Raw genomic sequence first — 21058 nt, 5'->3', positions numbered from 1 at the left:
ACAGAGCGCCGCCAGTGTGAGCGGAGAAGACAGGCGTGACGATCCCGTACCCGAACACCCAGCCGATGGCGGCGATCCCGGCGGTGACGCCGCCCTCCGGCGCCGCCCGGCCCCGGGTGACCTTCCTCGGCACCGGCTACCTCGGTGCGACGTACGCCATCTGTTACGCCGAGCTCGGCTACGAGGTGCTCGGCTTCGACGTCGACGCCGACAAGATCGCCAAGTTGAACGCCGGTGAGGTACCGATCCACGAACCGGGCCTGGACGAGCTGCTCCGGCGCAACCTGTCCGCCGGCCGGCTCCGGTTCAGCACCGACATCTCCGAGATCGCCGACTTCGGTGACGTGCACTTCATCTGCGTCGGGACCCCGCAGCGGGCCGACGGGATGGGCGCCGACCTGTCGTACGTCGAGGCGTCGGTGACCAACCTGGCCCAGCACCTCACCCGCAAGGCGTTGATCGTCGGGAAGTCGACGGTGCCGGTCGGCACCGCCGAGTGGGTGGAGCAGCTGGTCGGCAAGCACACCCCGACCGACCTCGAGGTGGAGGTGGCCTGGAGCCCCGAGTTCCTCCAGGAGGGCTTCGCCGTCGACGACGTGCTGCGGCCCAACCGGATCGTGGTCGGGGTCAAGAGCGAGTGGGCCAACGGGATGCTCTACGCCGCCCACAAGGGCGTCTTCGACCTGGCCGCCACCGAGGACCGGGAGGTCCCGCTGGTGGTCACCGACTTCGCCACCGCGGAGCTGGTCAAGGTCGCCGCGAACGCCTTCCTGGCCACGAAGATCTCTTTCATCAACGCGATGGCCGAGGTCTGCGAGGCCGCCGGAGGGGACGTCACCCAGCTCGCCCGGGCCATCGGGTACGACCCCCGGATCGGCAACCGCTTCCTCCAGGCCGGTCTCGGCTTCGGCGGGGCCTGCCTGCCCAAGGACATCCGCGCCTTCCAGGCCCGGGCGCAGGAGCTGGGGGCCGGGGAGGCGCTGCGGTTCCTGCACGAGGTCGACCTGATCAACCTGCGCCGCCGTACCCGGGTGCTGCACCTCGCCGCCGACCTGCTCGGCCGCCGCGCGGGTCCGGCCGGGCCGGACCTGTCCGGAACCCGGATCGCGGTCCTCGGCGCCACCTTCAAACCCAACACCGACGACGTACGCGACGCCCCCGCCCTGGCCGTGGCGGCACTGCTGCACAAGGCCGGTGCCGACGTGCACGTCTTCGACCCCGAGGGCATCGGCAACGCCCGTCGGGCGGTACCGGAGTTGGGCTACGAGGCCACCATGAACGAGGCGGTCGCCGACGCCGACCTGGTCTGCGTCCTGACCGAGTGGGCGGACTTCCGTAACGCCGACCCGTTCGTCCTGGGTGAGCTGGTCGCCGGTCGCCGGGTGGTGGACGGCCGCAACTGCCTGGACGCCACACTGTGGACCCAGGCCGGCTGGGAGTACCGGGGTCTGGGCCGCCCCTGAGGTCGTCCCGCTCCGGCGACCCGGCCCCCGCCGGGCCGCCGGAGACCGACCGACCGGCACCGGTCGGCCGCGTACGACGGCGGCCGACCTTTTTCTGCCCCGCGACGCGGCGACAGGTGTCGAAATCCGGGCCAGGTTTGGGCATGCTGCGACAGTGGAAGTCCACTGTGCGGGTCGGCCGGGAGGGGTGTCGTGAAAGATTTCCAGTGCTCCTCGTGCGGCCAGGAGAGCAAGCCGGCCGCCCACTGCCCGCACTGCGGGGCGACCCAGCCACAGTGGGCCGAGCATCTGGCGGAGATCGAACGCTCCATCGCGGAGATGAAGGCGCGCGAGGCCGCCATCGCCGCCGAGCAGCGGCAGATCGCCCAGAAGATGCAGGCCGCGCTCTTCCAGCGGGACATTCTCGCGCACGCCGGTGAGGACGGCCTCAACAAGTCGACCCGACCGCACCGGGTGCTCCGCCGGCGTACCCGCCGCCCGTCGGGACCGGCGAACGCCGCCGGGGCCACACAGTCGTCGAAGGCGGCAGCCGCACCGCCGGCGCAGGGCACCGGACCGTCCGGCCGGACCGGCACCCCGAAGACCCCACCGGGCAAGGCCGGAGCGGGCCGACCGGGGGCCGACGCCCCCGGGAGGGCGGACACCGGACCCGCCGACGCGGGGCGGCCCCGGACCCCGAAGGTCGGCCCGGATCCGGCCGATCCCCGGCGGACCGGGGCCGGGAGGGGTTCCCGGGTCCCCCGGCAGGGCACCGTCCCGCCGCCGCAGGACCCGCCCGGACGGCCGGACGCGATCTGGCTGGACGCCGACGACCCGGAGAACCCGCCCGAGGCCTCCTCCCGCGAGGTGCAGAACATCCCGCTGGGGCTGGGGGCACTGCTGCTCGGGGTGGCCGCGGTGGTCTTCGCCATCCTGGCCGGCACCTCCATGGACGCCCTCGGGCGGCTGGGCATCCTGCTGCTGGCCACCGTGGTCATGCTGCTCGTCCCCCCGGTGCTGGCCCGTCGTGGGCTCACCTCCACCGCCGAGACCATCTCCGTGGTCGGGCTGCTCCTGTTGCCGTTGGCCGGGTACGCCCTGTGGAGCGTCGACCGGATCGGGTCGGGCGGGTTCCCGGGTGCCCTCTTCGTCGCGCTGGTCTTCGGCGGGACCACCGCCACGGCGCTGCTGTACGCCCGCTTCACCGGGCTGCGCGCCCCCCGGTTCGCCACCGTCCTGGCCGCCCAGCCGATCCTGCCCGCACTGGCGTACGGGTGGGTCGACGGCGCGGTCGGCTGGGCCCTGGTGCTCACCGCCGTGGCCGGTCTCGACCTGTGGCTCGCCCGGTCCCCGCTCACAGTGGAACGCCCGGTCCGCCGGGACCTGCCCGAACCGGTTCGGGACCGCCGGGCCGAGGGCCGCCCCGAGACGGCACCCGAGGAGCGTGCCGAGGTGCTGGGCGGGCACCAGTCCGGCCGCGTACCCCGACCCGCCCGGACCGGTCGACCCACCGGACCGGCCCGGCCGGTGCCCGGTCTGGCCCGGCTGACCTGGGTGTTGCACGCGATCGCCGTGGTCCTCGCCCTGGCGCTCGCGGTGATCGGCCTGCTGCGTGCCGCGACGGTGCCGGTCGCCGTCGGTGCGGGCGCGGCGCTGCTGCTGGCCGCAGCGCTCTGCCTGGCCGGGACGCTCGCCGCCCGTCGGCCGCCGCTGCCCGACGTCGGGGCGGGGGTGGTGACCCTCGCCGTGATCGTCGCGGCGAGCCGGATCGCCGCCGTCGCCCTGCCCGGTCGGGCGGTGCTGGTCATCGCGGCGGTCATCGCGGTGACCGGGCTCGCGGTCCGGGCGGTGCCGGAGGCGGCCCGCCGGGGTCCCCAGCTCGCCGCCGCCACCGCGCTCACCGTCTGCGGGCTGGTGGTGGCCTTCGACGCGGTACGGGCCGGTCTCGCCCCCGTGTGGGCCGCGCTGCCCGCCTGGGCTGCCGACCTGGACCGCTACCCCCGGGTGCTGGCGGACGCGACCGGAGCCGCCGCCTGGCAGCTGCCGCTGGCCGCTCTCCTGCTCACCGTGGCCGCCGTCCTGGCGCTGCCGCCGCAGATCCGCCGGGAGTTCGCGGTGGTCGGCGTGGCGCTTACCGCCCTGGCCGTACCGGCCTCGTTCGGCCTGGGGTGGGCGGCGGCCCCGTGGCCGATGGTGCTGGCCGCCGTCGGCATCGGACTTGCCGGGCTCTCCGCCCGGACCGAACGGTCCGCGCTGGTCCACGTGGTCACCGCGGCGCTGATCGGCGCGGTCGGGACCGGGGCGGCCCTGGCCCGCCCGGCGGTGACCAGCGTCGTGCTGTTGGTCCTCTGCCTGGCGGGGATCGCGGCGGCGTTGGTGCCCCGGTTCCGGATGGCACCGGCCGGAGCGGAGACCGTCACCGCGTGGGCGGCGGGCGGCGCGGCGTTCGCCCTGCCCGGGTCGGTGGCCGCCTTCGTCACCGCCACGGTTCCGGTGGACCCCACCCCGACCCCGGCGAGCCTGCGGGAGATGACCGTCCCGGTGCTGGCCGCGAGCTTCCTGGCGGTCTGCGTCACCCTCGGCCACGCCGCGCTCGTGCAGGTCTCCCAGCGGCACGTACCCACCCCCCTGGCCACCGGGACCGGTCTCGGCGCGCTGGTGGTCTGCGCCGCCGCGTTCGTCGCCCCCGGCACCACAGCGGCGGACCTGTGGCTCTGCGGCCTGGTGCTGGTCGCCACGGCCCTCGTGGTGCTCACCCCGATGATCGACGCCCGCCGCCCCTCCGACGTCTCCCTGGACGCGGCGGACCTCGCCCTGGCCGCGGTGACCACCGCCCTGGTCGCCACGATGGTCCGGGTCGCGGCCGTGGTCACCCCCGGCGGTCAACTGGTGGTCGCCGCGATCCTGGTCCTGGTGGTCGCGGTGACCGCCCGGGCGCTGCCGCAGCAGTGGCGACGCGGTCCGGTCCTCGGCGTCGCCGTCGGCGGTGTGCTGATCGGGCTGATCGCCGGCTGGTCGACGGTGCGCAGCGGACTGGCCGTCCTGGCCACCCCCGGCCCGATCTGGGCCGGGGACCTCTCCGGCTGGCCGATGGTGCCGGCCGGGGGCGCGTGGCAGGCCCCGGCCGCCCTGGCGCTGCTCGGGGTGGCCGCCGCGGTGCTCCTGCCACCCCCCTGGAAGTACGACGTGTCCGGTGCCGCCGCCGTGCTCGCCACCATCGGCGTACCGGCTGCCCTCGGGTTGTCCTGGTGGTCGCCGGTGGTGGTGGGGGCGATGGTCGCCACCTGCTACGCGATGGCGGCGGTGGCCGCCGTGGACCCCCGGGCGGCGTTGTCCCGGGCCACGATGGCCGGGATCCTCGGCCTGTACGCCGCTGCCGCCGGGCTGCCCCGGCCGTGGAGCACCGCCCTGGCCCTCGGTGCCGTCGTGCTGATCTGCGTCACGGTGGCCGCCGTCGCCCGGGTCGTCGCCGCCGGGCAGGTCGACATCGAGGCGGAAGGGTTGCCGCCGCACCTGGCCCAGGTGGGTGGCGCGGCGGCCGGGGCAGCGCTGCTGGCCGCCCCCGGTGCGGTAGCCGCGCTGGCCGCCGGGTTCGGCGACTCCCCGCAGGTCGTGGTGACCTCGGCGCTGGCCGCCACGAGCCTGGGGCTGGCACTGGTCGGTGCCTTCCGGCGTCGGATCCCGCAGTACCTGCCGTACACCAGCGCCGGCGTGGCCGTCGGTGCCACGGTCAGCGCCCTGGCCGCCGTCTTCGCCGGCCTCCCCTTCGGGGTCTACGCCGCAGTGGCGGGTCTGCTCGGGGTGCTGGCCGAGCTGCTGCGCGTGGCCACCGACCCACCGGTCGAGACCGCCCGGCCGCTACACCGCTGGTCGATGCTCGTCGACGGGGCACTGCGTCGCGGGCCGGACGACGGTACGCCCCGGTGGCGGGTCAACCCGGCCGCCGGGGCGCTGGCGGCCGCCGCGGTCCCCGTCGTCCTGGCCGTCGTCTCCGTCGCACCGGCGCTGCTGGCCGCGCTGGTGCAGCCGTACCGGACGTTGACCCGGATCTGGCAGGGGCCGCCCCCGGAACTGCTCACCCCGCCCCCGGGTGCGGTGAACGCCACCCACGTGTTGACGGCGCTGCTGCTCACCGGCACTGCGGCGCTCGCCGCGACCGGTTTCACCGCCGGCCGGTGGTCCCGGGCCGTCCCGGTGGTGCTCCCCGGGGTGGCGGTGACCCTGCTGATCACCCCGGTATCCCTCGGTCGGCCCTGGCCGGCGGGGGCGGCGGCCGGACTCGTCGTCTTCGCCCTCACCATGTTGGCGTTGGCGCTGGCCCGTCCCCCGTCCCGGCTGGAGCGGGCCCGTTCGCTGCGCTCGGCGCGGGTGTTGGCCTTCGTGATCGGGTTGGCCGCCGGGGGTGCCGGACTGGCCGGGGCGCTGGCCACCCAGGGACTGACCCTCCAGGCCCTGGGTGGTGGGGCCGCAGTGGGTACGGTCGCCGCCCTGTTCGGCAGGACCCAGCGGGCCCGCATCCTCGGTTGGCTCTTCGCCTCGCTCAAGGCGCAGCTCTTCGTGCTCACCCTCGGTCTGGTCGTCGGCCTGGCCCCGGTCTGGTCCGCGTTCGGGGTGCTGGCCGTCGGTGCGGCGTTGCAGGTGGTCGCCGCGACCCTGCCCCGGCTGCGCCGTCCCCAGGCGTACCGGGAGGCGGCCACCGTGGAGTGGAGCGGGTACGCCGCAGCGCTCATCGCGTTGGCACTGGCCTTCGACTCACCCCGACACATCGCCGCCCTGCTCGCCGCCTGGGGGGCGCTGCTCGGGCTGGCGGCCACCCGTCCGAGGCGACGGCCGGTGGAGCGTCGGATCCTGTTCTGGGGTGTGGTCCTCTGCGAGATCACCGCCTGGTGGATCCTGATGCGGGTCGCCGAGGTGGCGCTGCCCGAGGCGTACACCCTGCCGTTCGCGGTCCTGGCCCTGCTCGTCGGGCTCCTGGAGCTTCGGCAGCGACCGGACCTGAGCAGCTGGGTGGCGTACGGGCCGGCGTTGGTCGCCGCCTTCCTCCCCACCTGCGCGATCGTGCTGGCCACCGATTCGAGCATGCTCCGTCAGGTGTTGCTCCTGCTCGGGGCGGTGGCGGTGCTGATCTTCGGTTCGGTACGGCAGCAGCAGGCCCCGGTGGTGATCGGGGCGGTGGTGACAGTCGTCGTGGCGGTGCACGCCCTGTTCAGCCTGGGGCCGTGGCTGGTGCTGGTCCCGGTCGGCCTGGTCCTGCTCGTCCTGGGCGCGAGCAACGAACGCCGCCGCCGCGCCCAGGAACGCCTCCAGACCGCTCTACGCGGGATGCGGTGAGCAGCGGGGTGTCACTCTCAGCCGAGGGTGGCGTGCAGTGCCGCTTCCTTCTCGGCGACCAGCTTCTCCAGGCTCTCCTGGTACGCCACCATCCGGCCGCGCAGCTCCTCGTCGGCGGCGGCGAGGATGCGGACCGCGAGCAGCCCGGCGTTGCGGGCGTTGCCGATCGACACGGTGGCCACCGGTACGCCCGCCGGCATCTGCACGATCGACAGGAGCGAGTCCATCCCGTCGAGGTGCTTCAACGGCACCGGTACGCCGATCACCGGCAGCGGGGTGACCGAGGCGATCATGCCCGGCAGGTGGGCGGCGCCACCGGCCCCGGCGATGATCACCTTGAGGCCCCGGTCCACCGCGGTCCGGCCGTAGTCGATCATCTTGCCCGGGGTGCGGTGGGCGGAGACGACGCCCACCTCGTACCCGACCCCGAACTCGGTCAGGGCCTCCCCAGCGGCCTTCATGGTCGGCCAGTCCGAGTCGCTACCCATGATCAAACCGACGGTGGTCATGCGGGTCCTCTTCTCGTTCACGGACGGCCGGCGGTCAGCCAGCGGGCGGCGCGGGCCGCACGGGCCCGTACGTCGGTCAGGTCGTCACCGAGGACCGTCACGTGCCCGATCTTGCGGCCGGGACGGACCTGCTTGCCGTACAGGTGGACCTTGGCACCGGGCTCGGCGGCGAAGAGGTGGTGCAGCCGCTCGTCGAGCGTGATGCCGCCCGGCTCACCGCCGAGGACGTTAGCCATCACCACCACCGGGGCGGTCAGCCCGGTGTCGCCCATCGGGTAGTCGAGCACCGCCCGCAGGTGCTGCTCGAACTGGGAGGTCCGGGCCCCCTCGATGGTCCAGTGACCGGAGTTGTGCGGGCGCATGGCCAGCTCGTTGACGACCAGCCCGGTGGGGGTCTCGAAGAGTTCGACGGCGAGCAGGCCGACCACCCCGAGGGCGGTGGCCAGGTCGATGGCGAGCTGCTGGGCGGCGACGGCCCGCTCCTCGGGCAGCCCCGGGGCCGGGGCCAGCACCTCGACGCAGATCCCGTCGACCTGCACCGTCTCCACCACCGGGTACGCCGCCACCTGCCCGAACGGGGAGCGGGCCACCTGCACGGCGAGTTCCCGCCGCAGGGCCACCTTCTCCTCGACGATCAGCTTGGTGCCCCCGGCGAGGAGGGTGGTGACCAGTTCGGTGGCGTGGGCGGCGTCGTCGACCAGCCAGACGCCCCGCCCGTCGTACCCGCCCCGAGCCGCCTTGAGCACCACCGGCCAGCCCTGCTCGTCGCCGAAGGCGATCACGTCGGCGGGGTCGGCCACCGGCCGCCAGGCCGGGTTCGGCGCACCCAGCTCGCCGAGACGCTCCCGCATCACCTGCTTGTCCTGGGCGTGCACCAGGGCGTCGGCCGGCGGGAAGAGCTTCACCCCCTCGGCGGCGAGCGCACCGATGTGCTCGGTGGGTACGTGCTCGTGGTCGAAGGTGACCACGTCACACCCCTTGGCGAAGGTGCGCAGGGCCGTCAGGTCGGTGTGGTCGCCGTACTGCACGTCGGCGGCGACCAGGGCGGCGCCGTCGTCGGGAGACTGGGCGAGTACGCGCAGCGACTGGCCGAGGGCGATCGCGGCCTGGTGGGTCATCCGGGCCAGCTGGCCGCCCCCCACCATGCCGACAACGGGAAGTCCGGTTCGGGTGTCCATCTCGCCGGCAAGCCTAACGGCGTCCCCGTCGGCCTTCGGCCGGAGGTGGGCAAGTGTGAGAAGGGCACCCCTGTCGACCGTGCGCGTCGACAGGGGCCGGCCCCTTGCCTACAGCTGGTCGAGCAGGTCGTCGACGGTGGTCACCGGCTGGCGGCAGACGAACCCCTGGCAGACGTACGCCGTGGCCTGTCCGTCCTGCATCGGCCGGTCGGCGAGCAGCGGCACCCCCGGCTGGTCCGGTGCTCCGGCCACCACCACCGCCCCGGGCGGGGCGTGGCGGATCGCCGCCGCGACCAGCGGATCACCGGCCGGGTCGGCGGTGACCACGGCGATCTCGTACGGCCCGGAGAGCAGTCCCTCCCCCACTGTCGCCGCGTACCCGGTGAACCGGGCGTGTCGGCCGACGATCGGGGCGACGGTGGCCGACGCCGCCTCGGCGGCCTCCCGGTACCGGGGCTCCCCGCTCAACGCCGAGTACGTCACCAGCGCCGCGGCGATCGCCGACCGGCCGGACGGGGTGGCGTTGTCGGTCGGGTCGGCCGGTCGGGCCACCAACTGCTCGGCGTCGTCGGCGGTGTCGTAGAACCCGCCCCCGGGGGCGGCGAACCGGGCCAGGGCGGTGTCCAGGAGCTGTCCGGCCAGGGTGAGCCACCGGCCCTCCCCGGTGAGCTGGTGCATGGCGCAGAACGCCTCGGCGACGCACCCGTAGTCCTCCAGGACCCCGGCGGGTTCCCCGACGACGCCGTCGCGGGAGACCCGGCGCAGTCGACCGTCGACCACGTGCACCCGGGCCAGGTGTTCGGCGGTGTCCCGCAGCGCCCCGTCCGCGACGATCGCCACCCCGGCGAGGAGGTTGTCCGCGCTGCCCAGGGCGGGCCGGTCGGTCGCGGTCGGTCCGCCTGCGGCCGACCCCGGGTCGGTCGCGTTCTCGATCTCGACGAACCGGACGAACTCGGTGAGGGCGGTGACGGCCAGGCCGTTCCAGGCGGCCACCACCTTGTCGTCGCGGGCCGGCTGGGGTCGGGTGTCCCGGGCGGCCAGGAGTCGACCCACCACCTCCTGCCAGCGACTGCGTACCTCCGGGGCGGCGTCGTCGACGTCCCGGGCCAGCCGGAGCACGCTCGTGCCGTCTTCGACGCCCTTCCTTCGGTCCGGAGTGCCGTCTTCCGGCGCGGAGGCGGAATGAGGGACGAAGGTGCCAGTGTCGGTGACGGTGAACAGGTCGGCTGCCCACCGGCCGTCGGCCTCCCCCAGGGCCTCGACGAGCTGGGCGGGCGTCCAGGCGTAGGTGAGCCCCTCCACCCCGTCGGTGTCGGCGTCGAGGGCCGAGGCGAAGCCCTGACCGGGGCGGTGCAGCTCGTCGGCGAGGAACCGGGCGACGTCCCGGGCCACCCGCTTGGCCAGCGGGTCACCGGTGAGCCGCCACAGGTGGGTGTAGACCCGCAGCAGCAGGGCGTTGTCGTAGAGCATCTTCTCGAAGTGCGGGACCGTCCAGTGCCCGTCCACCGAGTACCTGGCGAAACCGCCGGCGAGCTGGTCGTACAGGCCGCCTCGGGCCATCGCCTCACAGGTGTGCCTGACGATCTCCAGGCTCTCGGCCGACCCGGTCCGCTGGTGGTGCCGGAGCAGGAAGAGCAGGTTCATGTGCGGGGGGAACTTCGGGGCCCCGCCGAAACCGCCGTTCTCCCTGTCGTACTCCTTGGCGAGCTGGGCCGCGGCGGCGTCGAGCAGGTCGGCGGTGAGCGGGGCGGTGGGACCGCCGACGGCCTGCGCGCCGCCGATCGCCTCGACCACCGCGGCCCCCTGCTGGAGTACGGCGTCGCGCTGCTCCCGCCAGGCCGTCCCGACCGACTCCAGCAGCCGGACGAAGTTGGGCTTCGGGAAGTAGGTGCCGCAGAAGAACGGGGTGCCGTCCGGCGTGGCGAAGACGGTCATCGGCCAGCCGCCCTGCCCGGTCATCGCCTGGGTGGCGGTCATGTAGACGGCGTCGACGTCGGGGCGCTCCTCCCGGTCCACCTTGATCGCCACGAACCCGGCGTCGATCAGCGCCCCGACCGCCTCGTCCTCGAACGATTCGTGTGCCATCACATGGCACCAATGGCACGCGGAATACCCGACGGAGATCAGGACCGGCACGTCACGCCGCTTGGCCTCGGCGAACGCCTCGTCGCACCAGGGCCACCAGTCCACCGGGTTGTCGGCGTGCTGGAGCAGGTAGGGGCTGGTGGCGTCGACGAGTCGGTTCACCCGACGACCATATCCACCCGGGAGCGGGTCCGCCCGCCTGCCGGCGATCACCGGACGACCTTCCCTCGTTCATCCTCATGCATTTAGATCTGTGCATGTGTCGGCGTCTCGCCGACCCGCCCCTCGAAGGAGGCACACATGCGCGGAACCCGTCCCCTGGCTGCGCTCACGTCGGTGGCGGTGGTCGCTGCGGTGCTCACCGCCGCCCCCACCCCGGCCCGCTCCACCCCCGCGTCCGCCGCCGACCCGGCCGCCCGGATCTCGGCCACGACCGCGGTCGGCACCCACAACGCGTACGAGAAGGCGACCTACCCCTATCTGGCGCAGGCCCTCGACTCCCGGGTCGGCATGATCGAGCTGGACGTCTGGCCGGACGTGATCAGCAGGGTGTGGCGGGTCAGCCACTCCAACCCGCTCGGCAACGACAACAACTGCGTGCAGGCGTCCACCCCCGCCCAGCTCTACACCGGCACCCGGAACCGGAACCTGGACCACTGCCTGGACAACGTGCGCCTCTGGCTGGACGCCCACCCGGACGCCGGCCCCCTGATGATCAAGATCGAGTTGAAGACCGGGTTCAGCAGCCGTACCGGCCAGGGACCGGCCCAGCTCGACGCCCTCCTCGCCGCCCGCCTCGGTGACCGGGTGTTCCGCCCCGCCGACCTGCTCGGGACCCATCCCACACTGGACGCGGCGGCCCGGGCCGACAACTGGCCGACCCGGGCACAGCTCGCCGGGAAGGTCATCGTCCACCTGATCCCCGGAACGGTCGAGCAGGGCAATCCGACCGACGTCCTCTGGACCGACGTCGAGTACGCCCGCCACCTGGTCGCCCTGCGCGCCGCCGGCACCCTCGGCTCGGCCCGGGCCTTCCCCGCCGTGCTCCGCGCCCAGGCCGGGGACCCCCGCACCCGGTACGCCGAGACCGCCCTGCGCCCCTGGTTCGTCGTCTTCGACGGGAACACCTCGGCCTACCTCGACGGCGGGATCGACACGTCCTGGTACCACGCCAACCACTACCTGCTGGTGATGACCGACGCCCACAAGCTCGCCCCTGCGGTCGGGAACGACCCGGTGGCCGCCGCCGCCCGGGTGGCGCTCCTGGCCCGGTCGTACGCCACCATCGCCTCGGCCGACTGGGCCGCCCTCCCCACCGTCCTCGACGACGTCGTCCCCCGGGGCTGACCGACCGGCGGCCACCCGCTCAGGAGGCGCCGTCGGCCCGGAGAGGGAGGACGTTCGGGCGGGTGGTGTCGATCATGGAGCCGAGCACCGCGCTGATCTTGTCGGCCGGGATCGGCTTGCAGAAGTGGTAACCCTGAGCAGCGGTGCAGCCCAACTCGGCGAGGGCGAGCCGCTGCTCGGCGGTCTCCACCCCCTCGGCCACCACCCGCAACCCCAGCTCGTGGGCGAGCCCGACAGTGGTCCGGACGATCGCCGCCGCCTCCGGCGAGTCCACCATCCTGATCACGAAGGACCGGTCCACCTTCAGCTCGTCCACTGTGATCCGGGTGAGGAAGGTCAACGAGGAGAACCCGGTCCCGAAGTCGTCCACGGCGAGTTGGACGCCCATCGCCCGCAGCGCGGCCAGCACCTCGTCGATGACCTTCAACTCGCTCATCACCACCGTCTCGGTGATCTCCAGGACCAGGCGGCGGGGCGGAACCTGGTGCCGGCGCAGCAGGTCGGCGATGTCAGCCGGGAGCCGGGCGTCCAGCAGGCTGCGGGCCGACAGGTTCACCGAGATGGGGACGTTGATCCCCTCCCGCGCCCAGCCGGCCGCCACCGCGAGGGCCTTGTCCAGGACGTACCTGGTGAAGGCACCGAGCTGCTCGGAGTGCTCGACCGGGCGGATGAACTCCGTCGGGTTCAGCCAGCCCCGCCGAGGGTGCTGCCACCTGATCAACGCCTCCACCCCGGTCGGGGCGCCGGTGGTCAGGTCGACAGCCGGTTGCAGAGCCAGGACCAGCTGGTCGTCGGTGGCCAGGGCCTCCCGCAGCTCCGCCAGGAGGGCCAGCCGGTCGGTGCTCGCCGCGTCCCGGGAGGCGTCGTACGCGGCGATGCTGCCACCACCCCCCTTGGCCTGGTACATGGCGATGTCGGCCCGGCGCAGCAACTCGGTCAGGTCGGCCGAACCGGCGGCGGCGACCACCACGCCGACCGAGACCTCGACCGACATCCGCACCCCGGCGACCTCGGTGGGGGCGGCGAGCCGCTCGGCGACCTCCCGGGCCCGACGCAGCGCGTACGCCATCGGAGCCCCCCGGTCGTTGATCACCGGAACCGCCGTGACCAGCAGGGCGAACTCGTCCCCGCCGAGCCGGCCGAGCAGCTCACCGGAGCGGGCGATGCCACCCAGACGGTTCGCCGTCAACCGGAGCAGCTCGTCGCCGGCGGCGTGCCCGAGGGTGTCGTTGACCTCCTTGAACTGGTTGATGTCCAGGAGCAGGAGCGCCACCGGGTGTTCGTGGGCGAGTTGGCGCAGCGCCACGTCGCCCTGGCTGAGCATGGCGGCCCGGTTGAGCCGCCCGGTGAGCGGATCGTGGACCGCCTCGTACGAGGAACGTTCGGTGACCAGGCGCAGCTCCCGGTGGGTCGCCGCGTCGTGCAGGGCGGCGGCGAGGGCGTCGCCGAAGGCAGCGACGGCGTCCCGTTCCCAGACGCCGGGTGGAGCCGTACGCGGAAAGACCAACCGCAGCTCGCCGACCTCGGAGTCCCCGACGACGAGCGGCCTGACGAGTTCGTGTTCGGGGGGTTCGCCGGGCTACGCCGATCGGACTCCCCCACGGTCACCTGACCGTCGGCGAGGCACCTGTGACATCGCCACCCCCCGTCGGGGCGGGCCACCCCCACCTCGGCCGTCTCGGCACCGAACAGGTTCAGGGCACCGCTCGCGGCGGCGGTGGCGACGCCGCGTTCGTCGAGCTGGTTGAGGGCCGCCGTGGCCTCGGCGAACGCCCGCCAGTTGCGGTGCTCCTGGTCGGCTTTGAGCCGGTGTCGGTACGTCTGCTGGAGCAGCCACAGCGGCGGCGGGAGCAGCAGCAGCCACCGGGCGTCGATCTCCAACAGCGCGACCACCAGGAGACCGACGGCGACGTTACCGACGAACATCAACAGCTTGCCCCGGAGGGCGGCGACCAGCGGGGTGCCGATCGGCGCGCTGTGCCGCAGCCCGACCAGGACCCCACCCAGCACCGCGCTGACCAGCAGATACGTCACCGCACCCGCCACCAGGGCGAGTGCGGTGCCGACAGTCGGTGGGGCGAGCAGGGGGCTGCCGATCGCGGTGGCGACCGACGCGGCCAGTGCGGTGGCCGCCGCCAGCGAGGCGGCGATCCGGACGATCTCCACGGCGGGGCGACGGTCCCGCAGCAACGACATGGCCCACCAGGCGCCACCGGCCCCGAGCAGGACGGCGGAGGGCAGCCAGCCGGCGGGAACCAGGTGGAGGCAGACGATCAGCGCCGCCTCGCCCCAGGTGATGCTCACCATCCCGCCCGAGGTCCGGAACCGGATCCGAGCCAGTTGGGCCACAGCGAAGGCGACCACTGCGATACCGAACCGGGCCGGGGCGGGCAGCGGGTCGTCGTCGGGCAGACCGGTGGGCAGGGTCAGGCCGAGTACGGCTGTCGCCGACGCCGTCACCAGGACCGCGGCCGTGAGCAGGAGCACGCGGAGCGGGGTTCCGCGCAGGCCGAGCCGGTCGTGCACATCACCGGCCCGGTCGGAGGTCACCGATCCCCTCCCTCGGCAGGCCGCCGGAGGACACGGAGGGTAGCCACGGTGGTGACAGGCATCGGCTTCCCCCTTCCGCGCACGGCTCGGGGAACGTCTGGTCCCCCCGGCGGAAGGCTAAGCCAAACCGGATGGTCGCAACAGGGGGCGACCATCCGGTTCGGCGTGAATCACGAATGAACTACCCGTTCCGGTCCTGCTGGGCACCGTTGGCGGCATTCCGTGAGGATTCCTGTGCCGTTCCCTCGTCTGTCGGATCGAGGACTCTCGCCCCGACCTGGACGGCCTCGGCCTGCTCGGCCTGCTGCTCCGGGGGGTCGAAACTGGTCGGCAGACGCCGCAACCGAGCGTTCATGTTCCGGATCAACAGCACCGTCACGGCGGCCAGGACCAGGATGATGAACAGCCCCATCGGACCGGTCAGCCCACCCGTACGGGTGTTGCCGAAGTTGTTCTGGGCGAGCACCTGGGCGGCGGTCAGCATGGGATCCCTCCGGGGTACGGCTGCCCACCAGGGTAACCCCGGGCGAACCGGTCAATTGACATGGGCGGTCTCCCGCACCCCGGCGAACAGGTCCGACTCCGGCAGCGGGCTGTCGACCAGCGACCGGGCGAGTTGGAAGTCCTCGGTCGGCCAGGCCCGCTGCTGGAGGTCCATCGGCACCTGGAACCAGAAGCCGTCCGGGTCGATCTGGGTGGCGTGCGCCCGCAGCGCGTCGTCGCGGACCGGGAAGTACTCGGCGCACTCGATCCGGGTGGTGATCCGGGGCCCCTTGTCCGGGCGGTCCTCCCACCGCTCCAACCACTGCGCGTACGGCGACTCCAGGCCGGCCGCCCGCATCGCCTCGTCCAGCGCCAGGATCTTGGCCTTGGAGAACCCGATGTCGTAGTAGAGCTTCGACGGCTGCCACGGCTCACCCAGCTCCGGATAGCGCGACGCGTCCCCGGCCGCCTCGAACGCCGCCACGCTGACGTTGTGACACTGGATGTGGTCCGGGTGGGGGTAGCCGCCCTCCTCGTCGTACGTGGTGACGACGTGCGGACGGAACTGGCGCATCAGCCGTACCAGCGGCCCCGCCGCCACCTCGACCTCCTGGGCGGCGAAGCAGCCCTCCGGCAGCGGCGGAAGGGGGTCGCCCTGGGGCAGACCCGAGTCGACGAAGCCCAGCCAGGCCTGGTCGACACCGAGGACGTCCCGGGCGGCGTCCATCTCGGCACGCCTGATGTCGGCGATGTCGGCCCACACCTCGGGCCGGTCGAGCTTGGGGTTGAGGACGCTGCCGCGTTCCCCGCCCGTACAGGTGACGACCAGGACGTCGACCCCCTCCGCGACGTACTTCGCGGTGGTCGCGGCGCCCTTGCTCGACTCGTCGTCAGGGTGCGCGTGCACGGCCATGAGACGCAGTTGCTCTGCCAACGTCGGCGCTCCTCGTCTGTGCCCACCCGGCGGGGACGACCTGCCATCCTTGGCTCAGTCCCGGGCTGGGAGAATGGACTCGCAGCCATTCTTGCCGATGCCGCCGACAACGACGCCAGGAGATGCCGACCGGTGAACGAGACGCACGCCACAATCTCCTCCGGTGCCCCGAATTTCCCTTCCGGGCGCTATGGTCGCCGGCGCGATCCCCGGCGAGGTCGGGGCCGCCCGCTGCTGATCGGCCTCGCCGTGGCGGTGGTGGTGGCCGGGCTGACCCTGGTCTCGATCCAGCAGTACCGGATGTACGGCGACCCGGTGTACGACGCCGAGGTGATCACCTACACCGAGATCACCGACGACCAGATCCTCGTCGACTTCCGGGTCACGGTCCCCGAGGGCGGATCGGCGATCTGCACCCTCCGGGCCCGGGACAAGGACGGTTTCGAGGTGGCCCGGGAACAGGTGACTGTGAACGCGCCCCCCGGGGAGCAGCACCTGACCGCCCGCCACCGGCTGACCACCACCAGTCGACCCTTCATCGGTGAGGTGATGCGCTGCCGCGAACCGGCCTGAGGCGTGTCCGGACGCCCCGCCTGCGGCCCGGCGGGAGCCCGAGCCCGGTTTGCGACGGCCGGTGATCGACCACACCCTCAGGTGCGCCGCACTGGTAGCTTGGATGTTCACCTGTCAGCCAGTACCGCACAACTGAGGAGACCGCCTGTGTCCACCACTGACAACAAGGCGCCCGCCACCTGGCTGTCCCAGGACGCGCACGACCGCCTCAAGGGCGAGCTCGACGAGCTGATCGCCAACCGGCCGGTCATCGCCGCCGAGATCAACGCTCGGCGCGAGGAGGGCGACCTGAAGGAGAACGGTGGCTACCACGCTGCACGCGAGGAGCAGGGCAAGCAGGAGGGGCGCATCCGCTACCTCCAGGAGCTCCTGCGCACCGCCCAGGTGGGGGAGGCGCCGACCGCCGACGTGATCTCACCCGGCATGGTCGTGACGATCTACTTCGACGACGACGCGGACGACACCGAGACCTTCCTGCTCGGTTCCCGCGAGATCTCCGCCACCACCGACCTGACCGTCTACAGCCCCGAGTCGGCGCTCGGTCAGGCGATCCTCGGCACCCGGCCCGGCCAGGCGGTCACCTACACCGCTCCGAGCGGGGCCGACATCAAGGTCACCGTGGTCAGCTTCGAGCCGTTCGGCGGCTGACGCCGGTCCCGGTGCCCCGCCGCCCACCGGCCGCGCGGCACCGGGCCGAACCGGCCCCACCGGACCGGCGGTGACCTCCGGCCCCCTCGGAGGTCACCGGGCTCCCTGGCCGAGCAGACCCACCTCGTAACCGCTGGCCCGCAGGGCGCTGATCAGCGCGTCGGAGTGTTCCATCCCCCGGGTCTCCACCGACAGCGCCACCTCCACCTCGCCGAGGTGCAGGTGCGGGTTGGCTCGCTGGTGCACCACGTCCACCACGTTGGCCCGGTGCTCGGCGATCTGGGCCAGCAACGAGGCGAGCTGACCGGGCCGGTCCGAGCAGCGGACCGTCACCCGCAGGTAGCGGCCGGCGGCGGCGAGCCCGTGCTCGATCACCCGCAGCAGCAGCAGCGGGTCGATGTTGCCGCCGGAGAGCACCGCCACCGTCGGGGTCTCCACCTCCACCACCCCGGCCAGCAGGGCCGCCACCCCGGCCGCACCTGCCGGTTCGACCACCTGCTTGCCCCGCTCCAGCAGCATCAGCAGGGCCCGGGAGATGTCCTCCTCGGTGACTGTGACGATCTCGTCGACGAGTTCCCGGACGTGTGTGAAGGTGATCTCACCCGGGCAGCCGACCGCGATCCCGTCGGCGATCGTGGAGAAGGCCGACAGTGCCCGTGGCTCCCCCGCCGCGAGCGAGGGTGGGAACGCCGCCGCGGTTGCCGCCTGGACCCCCACCACCCGGACGTCGGGACGCAGCGCCTTGGCCGCCACGGCGATCCCCGAGACCAGCCCACCCCCGCCCACGCCGGTGACGATGGTCTGCACGTCGGGGCACTGTTCGAGGATCTCCAACGCCACAGTGCCCTGACCGGCGATCACGTCCCGGTGGTCGAAGGGGTGGATCAGCAACGCGCCGGTCCGCTCGGCGAAGTCCCGGGCGGCGACCAGGGACTCGTCGACGGTGTTGCCGACCAGTTCGATCCGGGCACCGTAGTTCTTGGTGGCGGCGACCTTGGGCAGCGGCGCGTTCACCGGCATGAAGACGGTGGCGTGGGCGCCGAGCAGCCCGGCGGCGAGCGCCACCCCCTGGGCGTGGTTGCCGGCGCTGGCCGCCACCACCCCCCGGTCCCGCTCCCGCCTCGACAGTCGGGAGATCCGCACGTACGCCCCGCGCACCTTGTACGACCCGGCACGCTGGACGTTCTCGCACTTGAGCCACACCGGCCCGCCGAGCGCCGCGCTCAGCGGACGGGAGGGCTCCAGCGGGGTTTCCCGGACGACACCGGTGAGTAGCTCCCGTGCCGCCCGTACGTCGTCGAGGCCGACCAGTTCCGTCATGCCCCCGATGGTCCACCAGGCCCTGTCGGGCCGGCCGGTCAGGGGGTGGTGGCGGGCACCCGGGGGTAGCCGGGGGCGTGCCGGGGCCAGGGGGCGGCCAGCTCGAACTGACCGGCGACCCCGAGCAGCAACAACTCCGACCCGGGCGGCCCGACCAGCTGCACCGCCGCCGGCAGACCGTCCGGACGGCGCCCCACCGGCACCACCAGGGCGGGCAGACCGGCCATGTTCCACGGCGCGGCGTACGGGGCGTACCTGACGTTCGTCAGGATGTTGGACCGCCAGGACCGCCCCGACCACCCGTCGGCCTGCGGCGGGGTGCCGGCCAGGGCCGGGGTGAGGAGCAGGTCGACACCGTGGTCGGCGAAGAACCCGATCGAGCGGTCCCGCCAGGCGGCCCGGTCGGCCTCCCGGACGTACCCCCGACGTCGTGCCCAGTCCCCGAGCGCGATGTGTCGACGGCTGCGCCGTTGGAGGCTGCCCCGTGCCACCCCGCTGGCCTGGACCTCGACCGCCGCCGCCGCGAACCAGGTCGCCAGCCCCTGGAGGCCCAACGCGGTCGGGTAGACCGGATCGGCCCGAAGGGTGTCGTGTCCGGCGGCGGCCAGGAGCCGACCGGCGGTGGTGACGGCGTCCCGGTTGGGCGCGTCGGGCTGCACCCCGACCACCGGGGAACGCAGCGACACCCCCACCCGCAGCCGCTGCGGGGGCACCAGCGTCTCCGGTCGCCGCCCGGCGAGGATGGCGAACCCGACGGCCGCGTCGGCGACGGTGGTGGCGAGCATCCCGTGCTCGGCGAGGCCGAACCAGTCGTCCGCGCCGAGTTGGCAGGGGACCACACCCCGGCCGGGCTTGAGGCCGACCAGCCCGCAACAGGCCGCGGGGATCCGGATCGACCCCAGCCCGTCGTTGCCGTGTGCGATCGGCACCAGCCCGGCCGAGACCGCCGCGGCGGCCCCGCCGGACGAGCCGCCCGGGGTCCGGGTGAGGTCCCACGGGTTACGGGTCGACCCGGTCTCGTCGTCGGTGCTGCCCCACAGGCCCAGCTCCGGCATCCGGGTCACCCCGAGGATCACCGCGCCGGCACCACGCAGCCGCCGGACCACCTCGTGGTCGGCCTCGGCGACGGAGGTACGCACCGCCGCCGAACCGTTCCAGGTGGGCAGCCCGGCGACCGGGGTGTTCTCCTTGACCGCGACCGGCACACCGGCCAACGGAAGATTCGCCAGATCGTCCTGCTCGTCGACCTTCTCCGCCTCGGTGACCGCCTCCCCGCCCCGTACCGCGCGGAACGCGGCCAGCTCGGAGTCCACAGTGGCGACGTGGTCCAGGTGGTCGGCGACGACCTGGGTCGCCGAGACGTCTCCACGTCGTACGCCCCGGGCGATCTGTTTGGCGGTCGCCCCGACCCAGGTCGGCATGATGTCCTGCACGGCCATCCTCCCCAGCCAGCGGTCAGCCCAGCGCCTGCTCCAGATCGGCGAGCAGGTCGTCGATCGTCTCGATGCCGACAGACAGTCGCACGAGATCGGCGGGAACTTCAAGCGGCGACCCGGCCGCGCTTGCGTGTGTCATCCGACCCGGGTGCTCGATCAGGGACTCCACCCCGCCGAGCGACTCGGCGAGAACGAAGAGCCTCGCTCTGTTGCAGACCTCGACGGCGTGCTCCTCGCCCCCGGTCGCCCGGAAGGAGATCATGCCACCGAAGCGGCGCATCTGCCTGCCCGCGATCTCGTGGCCGGGGTGCGACGGGAGTCCGGGGTAGAGCACCTGAGCCACCTTCGGGTGCCCGTCCAGGTAGGAGGCGATCCGTTCGGCGTTGTCGCAGTGCCGGTCCATCCGTACCCCGAGGGTCTTGGTCCCCCGCAGGGTGAGCCAGGCGTCGAACGGGCCGTTGATCGCCCCCATCGCGTTCTGGTGGTAGCGCAGCTCGTCACCGAGGTCGGGGTCGGCGACGACGAGCGCCCCACCGACCACGTCGGAGTGTCCACCGATGTACTTCGTGGTCGAGTGGACCACGACGTCGGCGCCGAGCAGGAGCGGCTGTTGCAGGTAGGGCGAGGCGAAGGTGTTGTCCACAGCCAGCAGCGCCCCGGCGTCGTGCGCGACGCCCGCCAGGGTGGCGAGGTCGGCGATGCCGAGCAGCGGGTTGGTCGGGGTCTCCACCCAGACGATCTTCGTACTGCCGGGTCGGATCGCGGCCCGGACGGCGTCCGGATCGGAGACCTTCGCCGGGGTGTACTCCAGCCCCCACCGCTGCGCCACCCGGGCGAAGAGCCGGTACGTCCCGCCGTACGCGTCGTCCGGGATCACCACGTGGTCACCCGGGGCGCAGACCGTCCGCAGCAGGGCGTCCTCGGCTGCCAGACCACTGGCGAACGCCAGACCCACCCGGCCCGCCTCCAGCGCGGCCAGGCACTCCTGGAGGGCGTCGCGGGTCGGGTTGCCCGACCGGCTGTACTCGTAGCCCAACCGGGGGGCGCCGACGGCGTCCTGGGCGTACGTGCTGGTCTGGTAGATCGGGGGGATCACCGCGCCGGTCCGCGCCTCCGGGTCCTGACCGGCGTGGATGGCGAGAGTTTCGAAGCCGTGACTCATTCCCGTGAGGCTAGTGCCCGCCACGCGGTCACCGCCGCCGGACTCCGACAGCTCCACCGG

13 protein-coding genes and 1 pseudogene are annotated in these 21058 nt (G+C 73.3%); 5 read left to right on the top strand and 9 right to left on the bottom strand.

Features of this window, described 5'->3' with window-relative positions; all coding sequences use genetic code 11:
* The first annotated feature begins 35 nt into the window (after window positions 1-35).
* Entirely contained in the window at window positions 36-1463 is a 1428-nt protein-coding gene (locus WHN02_RS09245) for a UDP-glucose dehydrogenase family protein (RefSeq protein ID WP_434742952.1), read from the top strand.
* 192 nt (window positions 1464-1655) lie between these two features.
* Window positions 1656-6773, top strand: coding sequence for an SCO7613 C-terminal domain-containing membrane protein (locus tag WHN02_RS09240; protein WP_434742951.1), 5118 nt, complete (start codon window positions 1656-1658; stop codon window positions 6771-6773).
* 17 nt (window positions 6774-6790) lie between these two features.
* On the opposite strand, the gene purE is transcribed toward WHN02_RS09240, so the two are convergent.
* The 3 genes from purE to WHN02_RS09225 all read right to left on the bottom strand — a co-directional run bounded on the left by purE (window position 6791) and on the right by WHN02_RS09225 (window position 10707).
* Window positions 6791-7282 carry a 5-(carboxyamino)imidazole ribonucleotide mutase gene (gene purE / locus WHN02_RS09235; RefSeq protein WP_434742950.1) on the bottom strand — a complete coding sequence of 164 codons (492 nt, stop codon included), beginning with the start codon at window positions 7280-7282 and terminating at the stop codon, window positions 6791-6793.
* A 17-nt stretch (window positions 7283-7299) separates the two neighbouring features.
* A complete protein-coding gene (locus WHN02_RS09230; RefSeq protein WP_434742949.1) occupies window positions 7300-8460 on the bottom strand; it encodes a 5-(carboxyamino)imidazole ribonucleotide synthase in 1161 nt (386 codons plus the stop codon).
* 108 nt (window positions 8461-8568) lie between these two features.
* Window positions 8569-10707 (bottom strand): thioredoxin domain-containing protein, encoded by a 2139-nt coding sequence (locus tag WHN02_RS09225; protein ID WP_434742948.1) that lies wholly within the window; start codon window positions 10705-10707, stop codon window positions 8569-8571.
* 138 nt (window positions 10708-10845) lie between these two features.
* Between WHN02_RS09225 and WHN02_RS09220 the strand changes: the two genes are divergently transcribed.
* Entirely contained in the window at window positions 10846-11892 is a 1047-nt protein-coding gene (locus tag WHN02_RS09220; protein ID WP_434742947.1) for a phosphatidylinositol-specific phospholipase C domain-containing protein, read from the top strand.
* Between the two features lie 19 nt (window positions 11893-11911).
* Here the strand turns inward: WHN02_RS09220 and WHN02_RS09215 are convergent.
* From WHN02_RS09215 to mca, 3 genes and pseudogenes are all read right to left on the bottom strand, one after another.
* Window positions 11912-14418 (bottom strand): annotated as a pseudogene (locus tag WHN02_RS09215) (putative bifunctional diguanylate cyclase/phosphodiesterase).
* A gap of 205 nt (window positions 14419-14623) precedes the next feature.
* Entirely contained in the window at window positions 14624-14926 is a 303-nt protein-coding gene (locus WHN02_RS09210; RefSeq protein WP_434742946.1) for a hypothetical protein, read from the bottom strand.
* Between the two features lie 51 nt (window positions 14927-14977).
* Complete coding sequence (gene mca / locus WHN02_RS09205; RefSeq protein WP_434742945.1) at window positions 14978-15859, bottom strand: mycothiol conjugate amidase Mca; 882 nt, start codon at window positions 15857-15859, stop codon at window positions 14978-14980.
* A 132-nt stretch (window positions 15860-15991) separates the two neighbouring features.
* Between mca and WHN02_RS09200 the strand changes: the two genes are divergently transcribed.
* Window positions 15992-16432, top strand: coding sequence for a DUF4307 domain-containing protein (locus WHN02_RS09200; protein WP_434742944.1), 441 nt, complete (start codon window positions 15992-15994; stop codon window positions 16430-16432).
* A 147-nt stretch (window positions 16433-16579) separates the two neighbouring features.
* Complete coding sequence (greA, locus tag WHN02_RS09195) at window positions 16580-17080, top strand: transcription elongation factor GreA (protein ID WP_434742943.1); 501 nt, start codon at window positions 16580-16582, stop codon at window positions 17078-17080.
* Window positions 17081-17173: 93 nt separating this feature from the next.
* On the opposite strand, the gene ilvA is transcribed toward greA, so the two are convergent.
* From ilvA to WHN02_RS09180, 3 genes are read right to left on the bottom strand one after another with little or no spacing between them, the layout of a single operon-like run.
* Window positions 17174-18400 (bottom strand): threonine ammonia-lyase, encoded by a 1227-nt coding sequence (gene ilvA, locus WHN02_RS09190; protein ID WP_434742942.1) that lies wholly within the window; start codon window positions 18398-18400, stop codon window positions 17174-17176.
* Between the two features lie 38 nt (window positions 18401-18438).
* Window positions 18439-19839: an amidase gene (locus WHN02_RS09185; protein ID WP_434742941.1), complete on the bottom strand. Its 1401-nt coding sequence runs from the start codon at window positions 19837-19839 to the stop codon at window positions 18439-18441.
* 16 nt (window positions 19840-19855) lie between these two features.
* Window positions 19856-20998 carry a cystathionine gamma-synthase gene (locus WHN02_RS09180; RefSeq protein WP_434742940.1) on the bottom strand — a complete coding sequence of 381 codons (1143 nt, stop codon included), beginning with the start codon at window positions 20996-20998 and terminating at the stop codon, window positions 19856-19858.
* Window positions 20999-21058: the final 60 nt, after the last annotated feature.

The sequence above is a fragment of the Micromonospora sp. SH-82 genome, assembly GCF_051132485.1.
Classification (GTDB): domain Bacteria; phylum Actinomycetota; class Actinomycetes; order Mycobacteriales; family Micromonosporaceae; genus Micromonospora.
Note: the sequence above shows the minus strand (reverse complement) of the source record. Positions and strands in the feature narration are given on the sequence as shown.

What these genes read in the sequence shown, in the direction of transcription:
- purE (WP_434742950.1), bottom strand. Translation starts at nt 7,282, where the DNA reads ATGACCACCGTCGGTTTGATCATGGGTAGCGACTCGGACTGGCCGACC.
- WHN02_RS09230 (WP_434742949.1), bottom strand. Translation starts at nt 8,460, where the DNA reads ATGGACACCCGAACCGGACTTCCCGTTGTCGGCATGGTGGGGGGCGGC.
- WHN02_RS09220 (WP_434742947.1), top strand. Translation starts at nt 10,846, where the DNA reads ATGCGCGGAACCCGTCCCCTGGCTGCGCTCACGTCGGTGGCGGTGGTC.
- WHN02_RS09210 (WP_434742946.1), bottom strand. Translation starts at nt 14,926, where the DNA reads ATGCTGACCGCCGCCCAGGTGCTCGCCCAGAACAACTTCGGCAACACC.
- ilvA (WP_434742942.1), bottom strand. Translation starts at nt 18,400, where the DNA reads ATGACGGAACTGGTCGGCCTCGACGACGTACGGGCGGCACGGGAGCTA.
- WHN02_RS09185 (WP_434742941.1), bottom strand. Translation starts at nt 19,839, where the DNA reads ATGGCCGTGCAGGACATCATGCCGACCTGGGTCGGGGCGACCGCCAAA.
- WHN02_RS09180 (WP_434742940.1), bottom strand. Translation starts at nt 20,998, where the DNA reads ATGAGTCACGGCTTCGAAACTCTCGCCATCCACGCCGGTCAGGACCCG.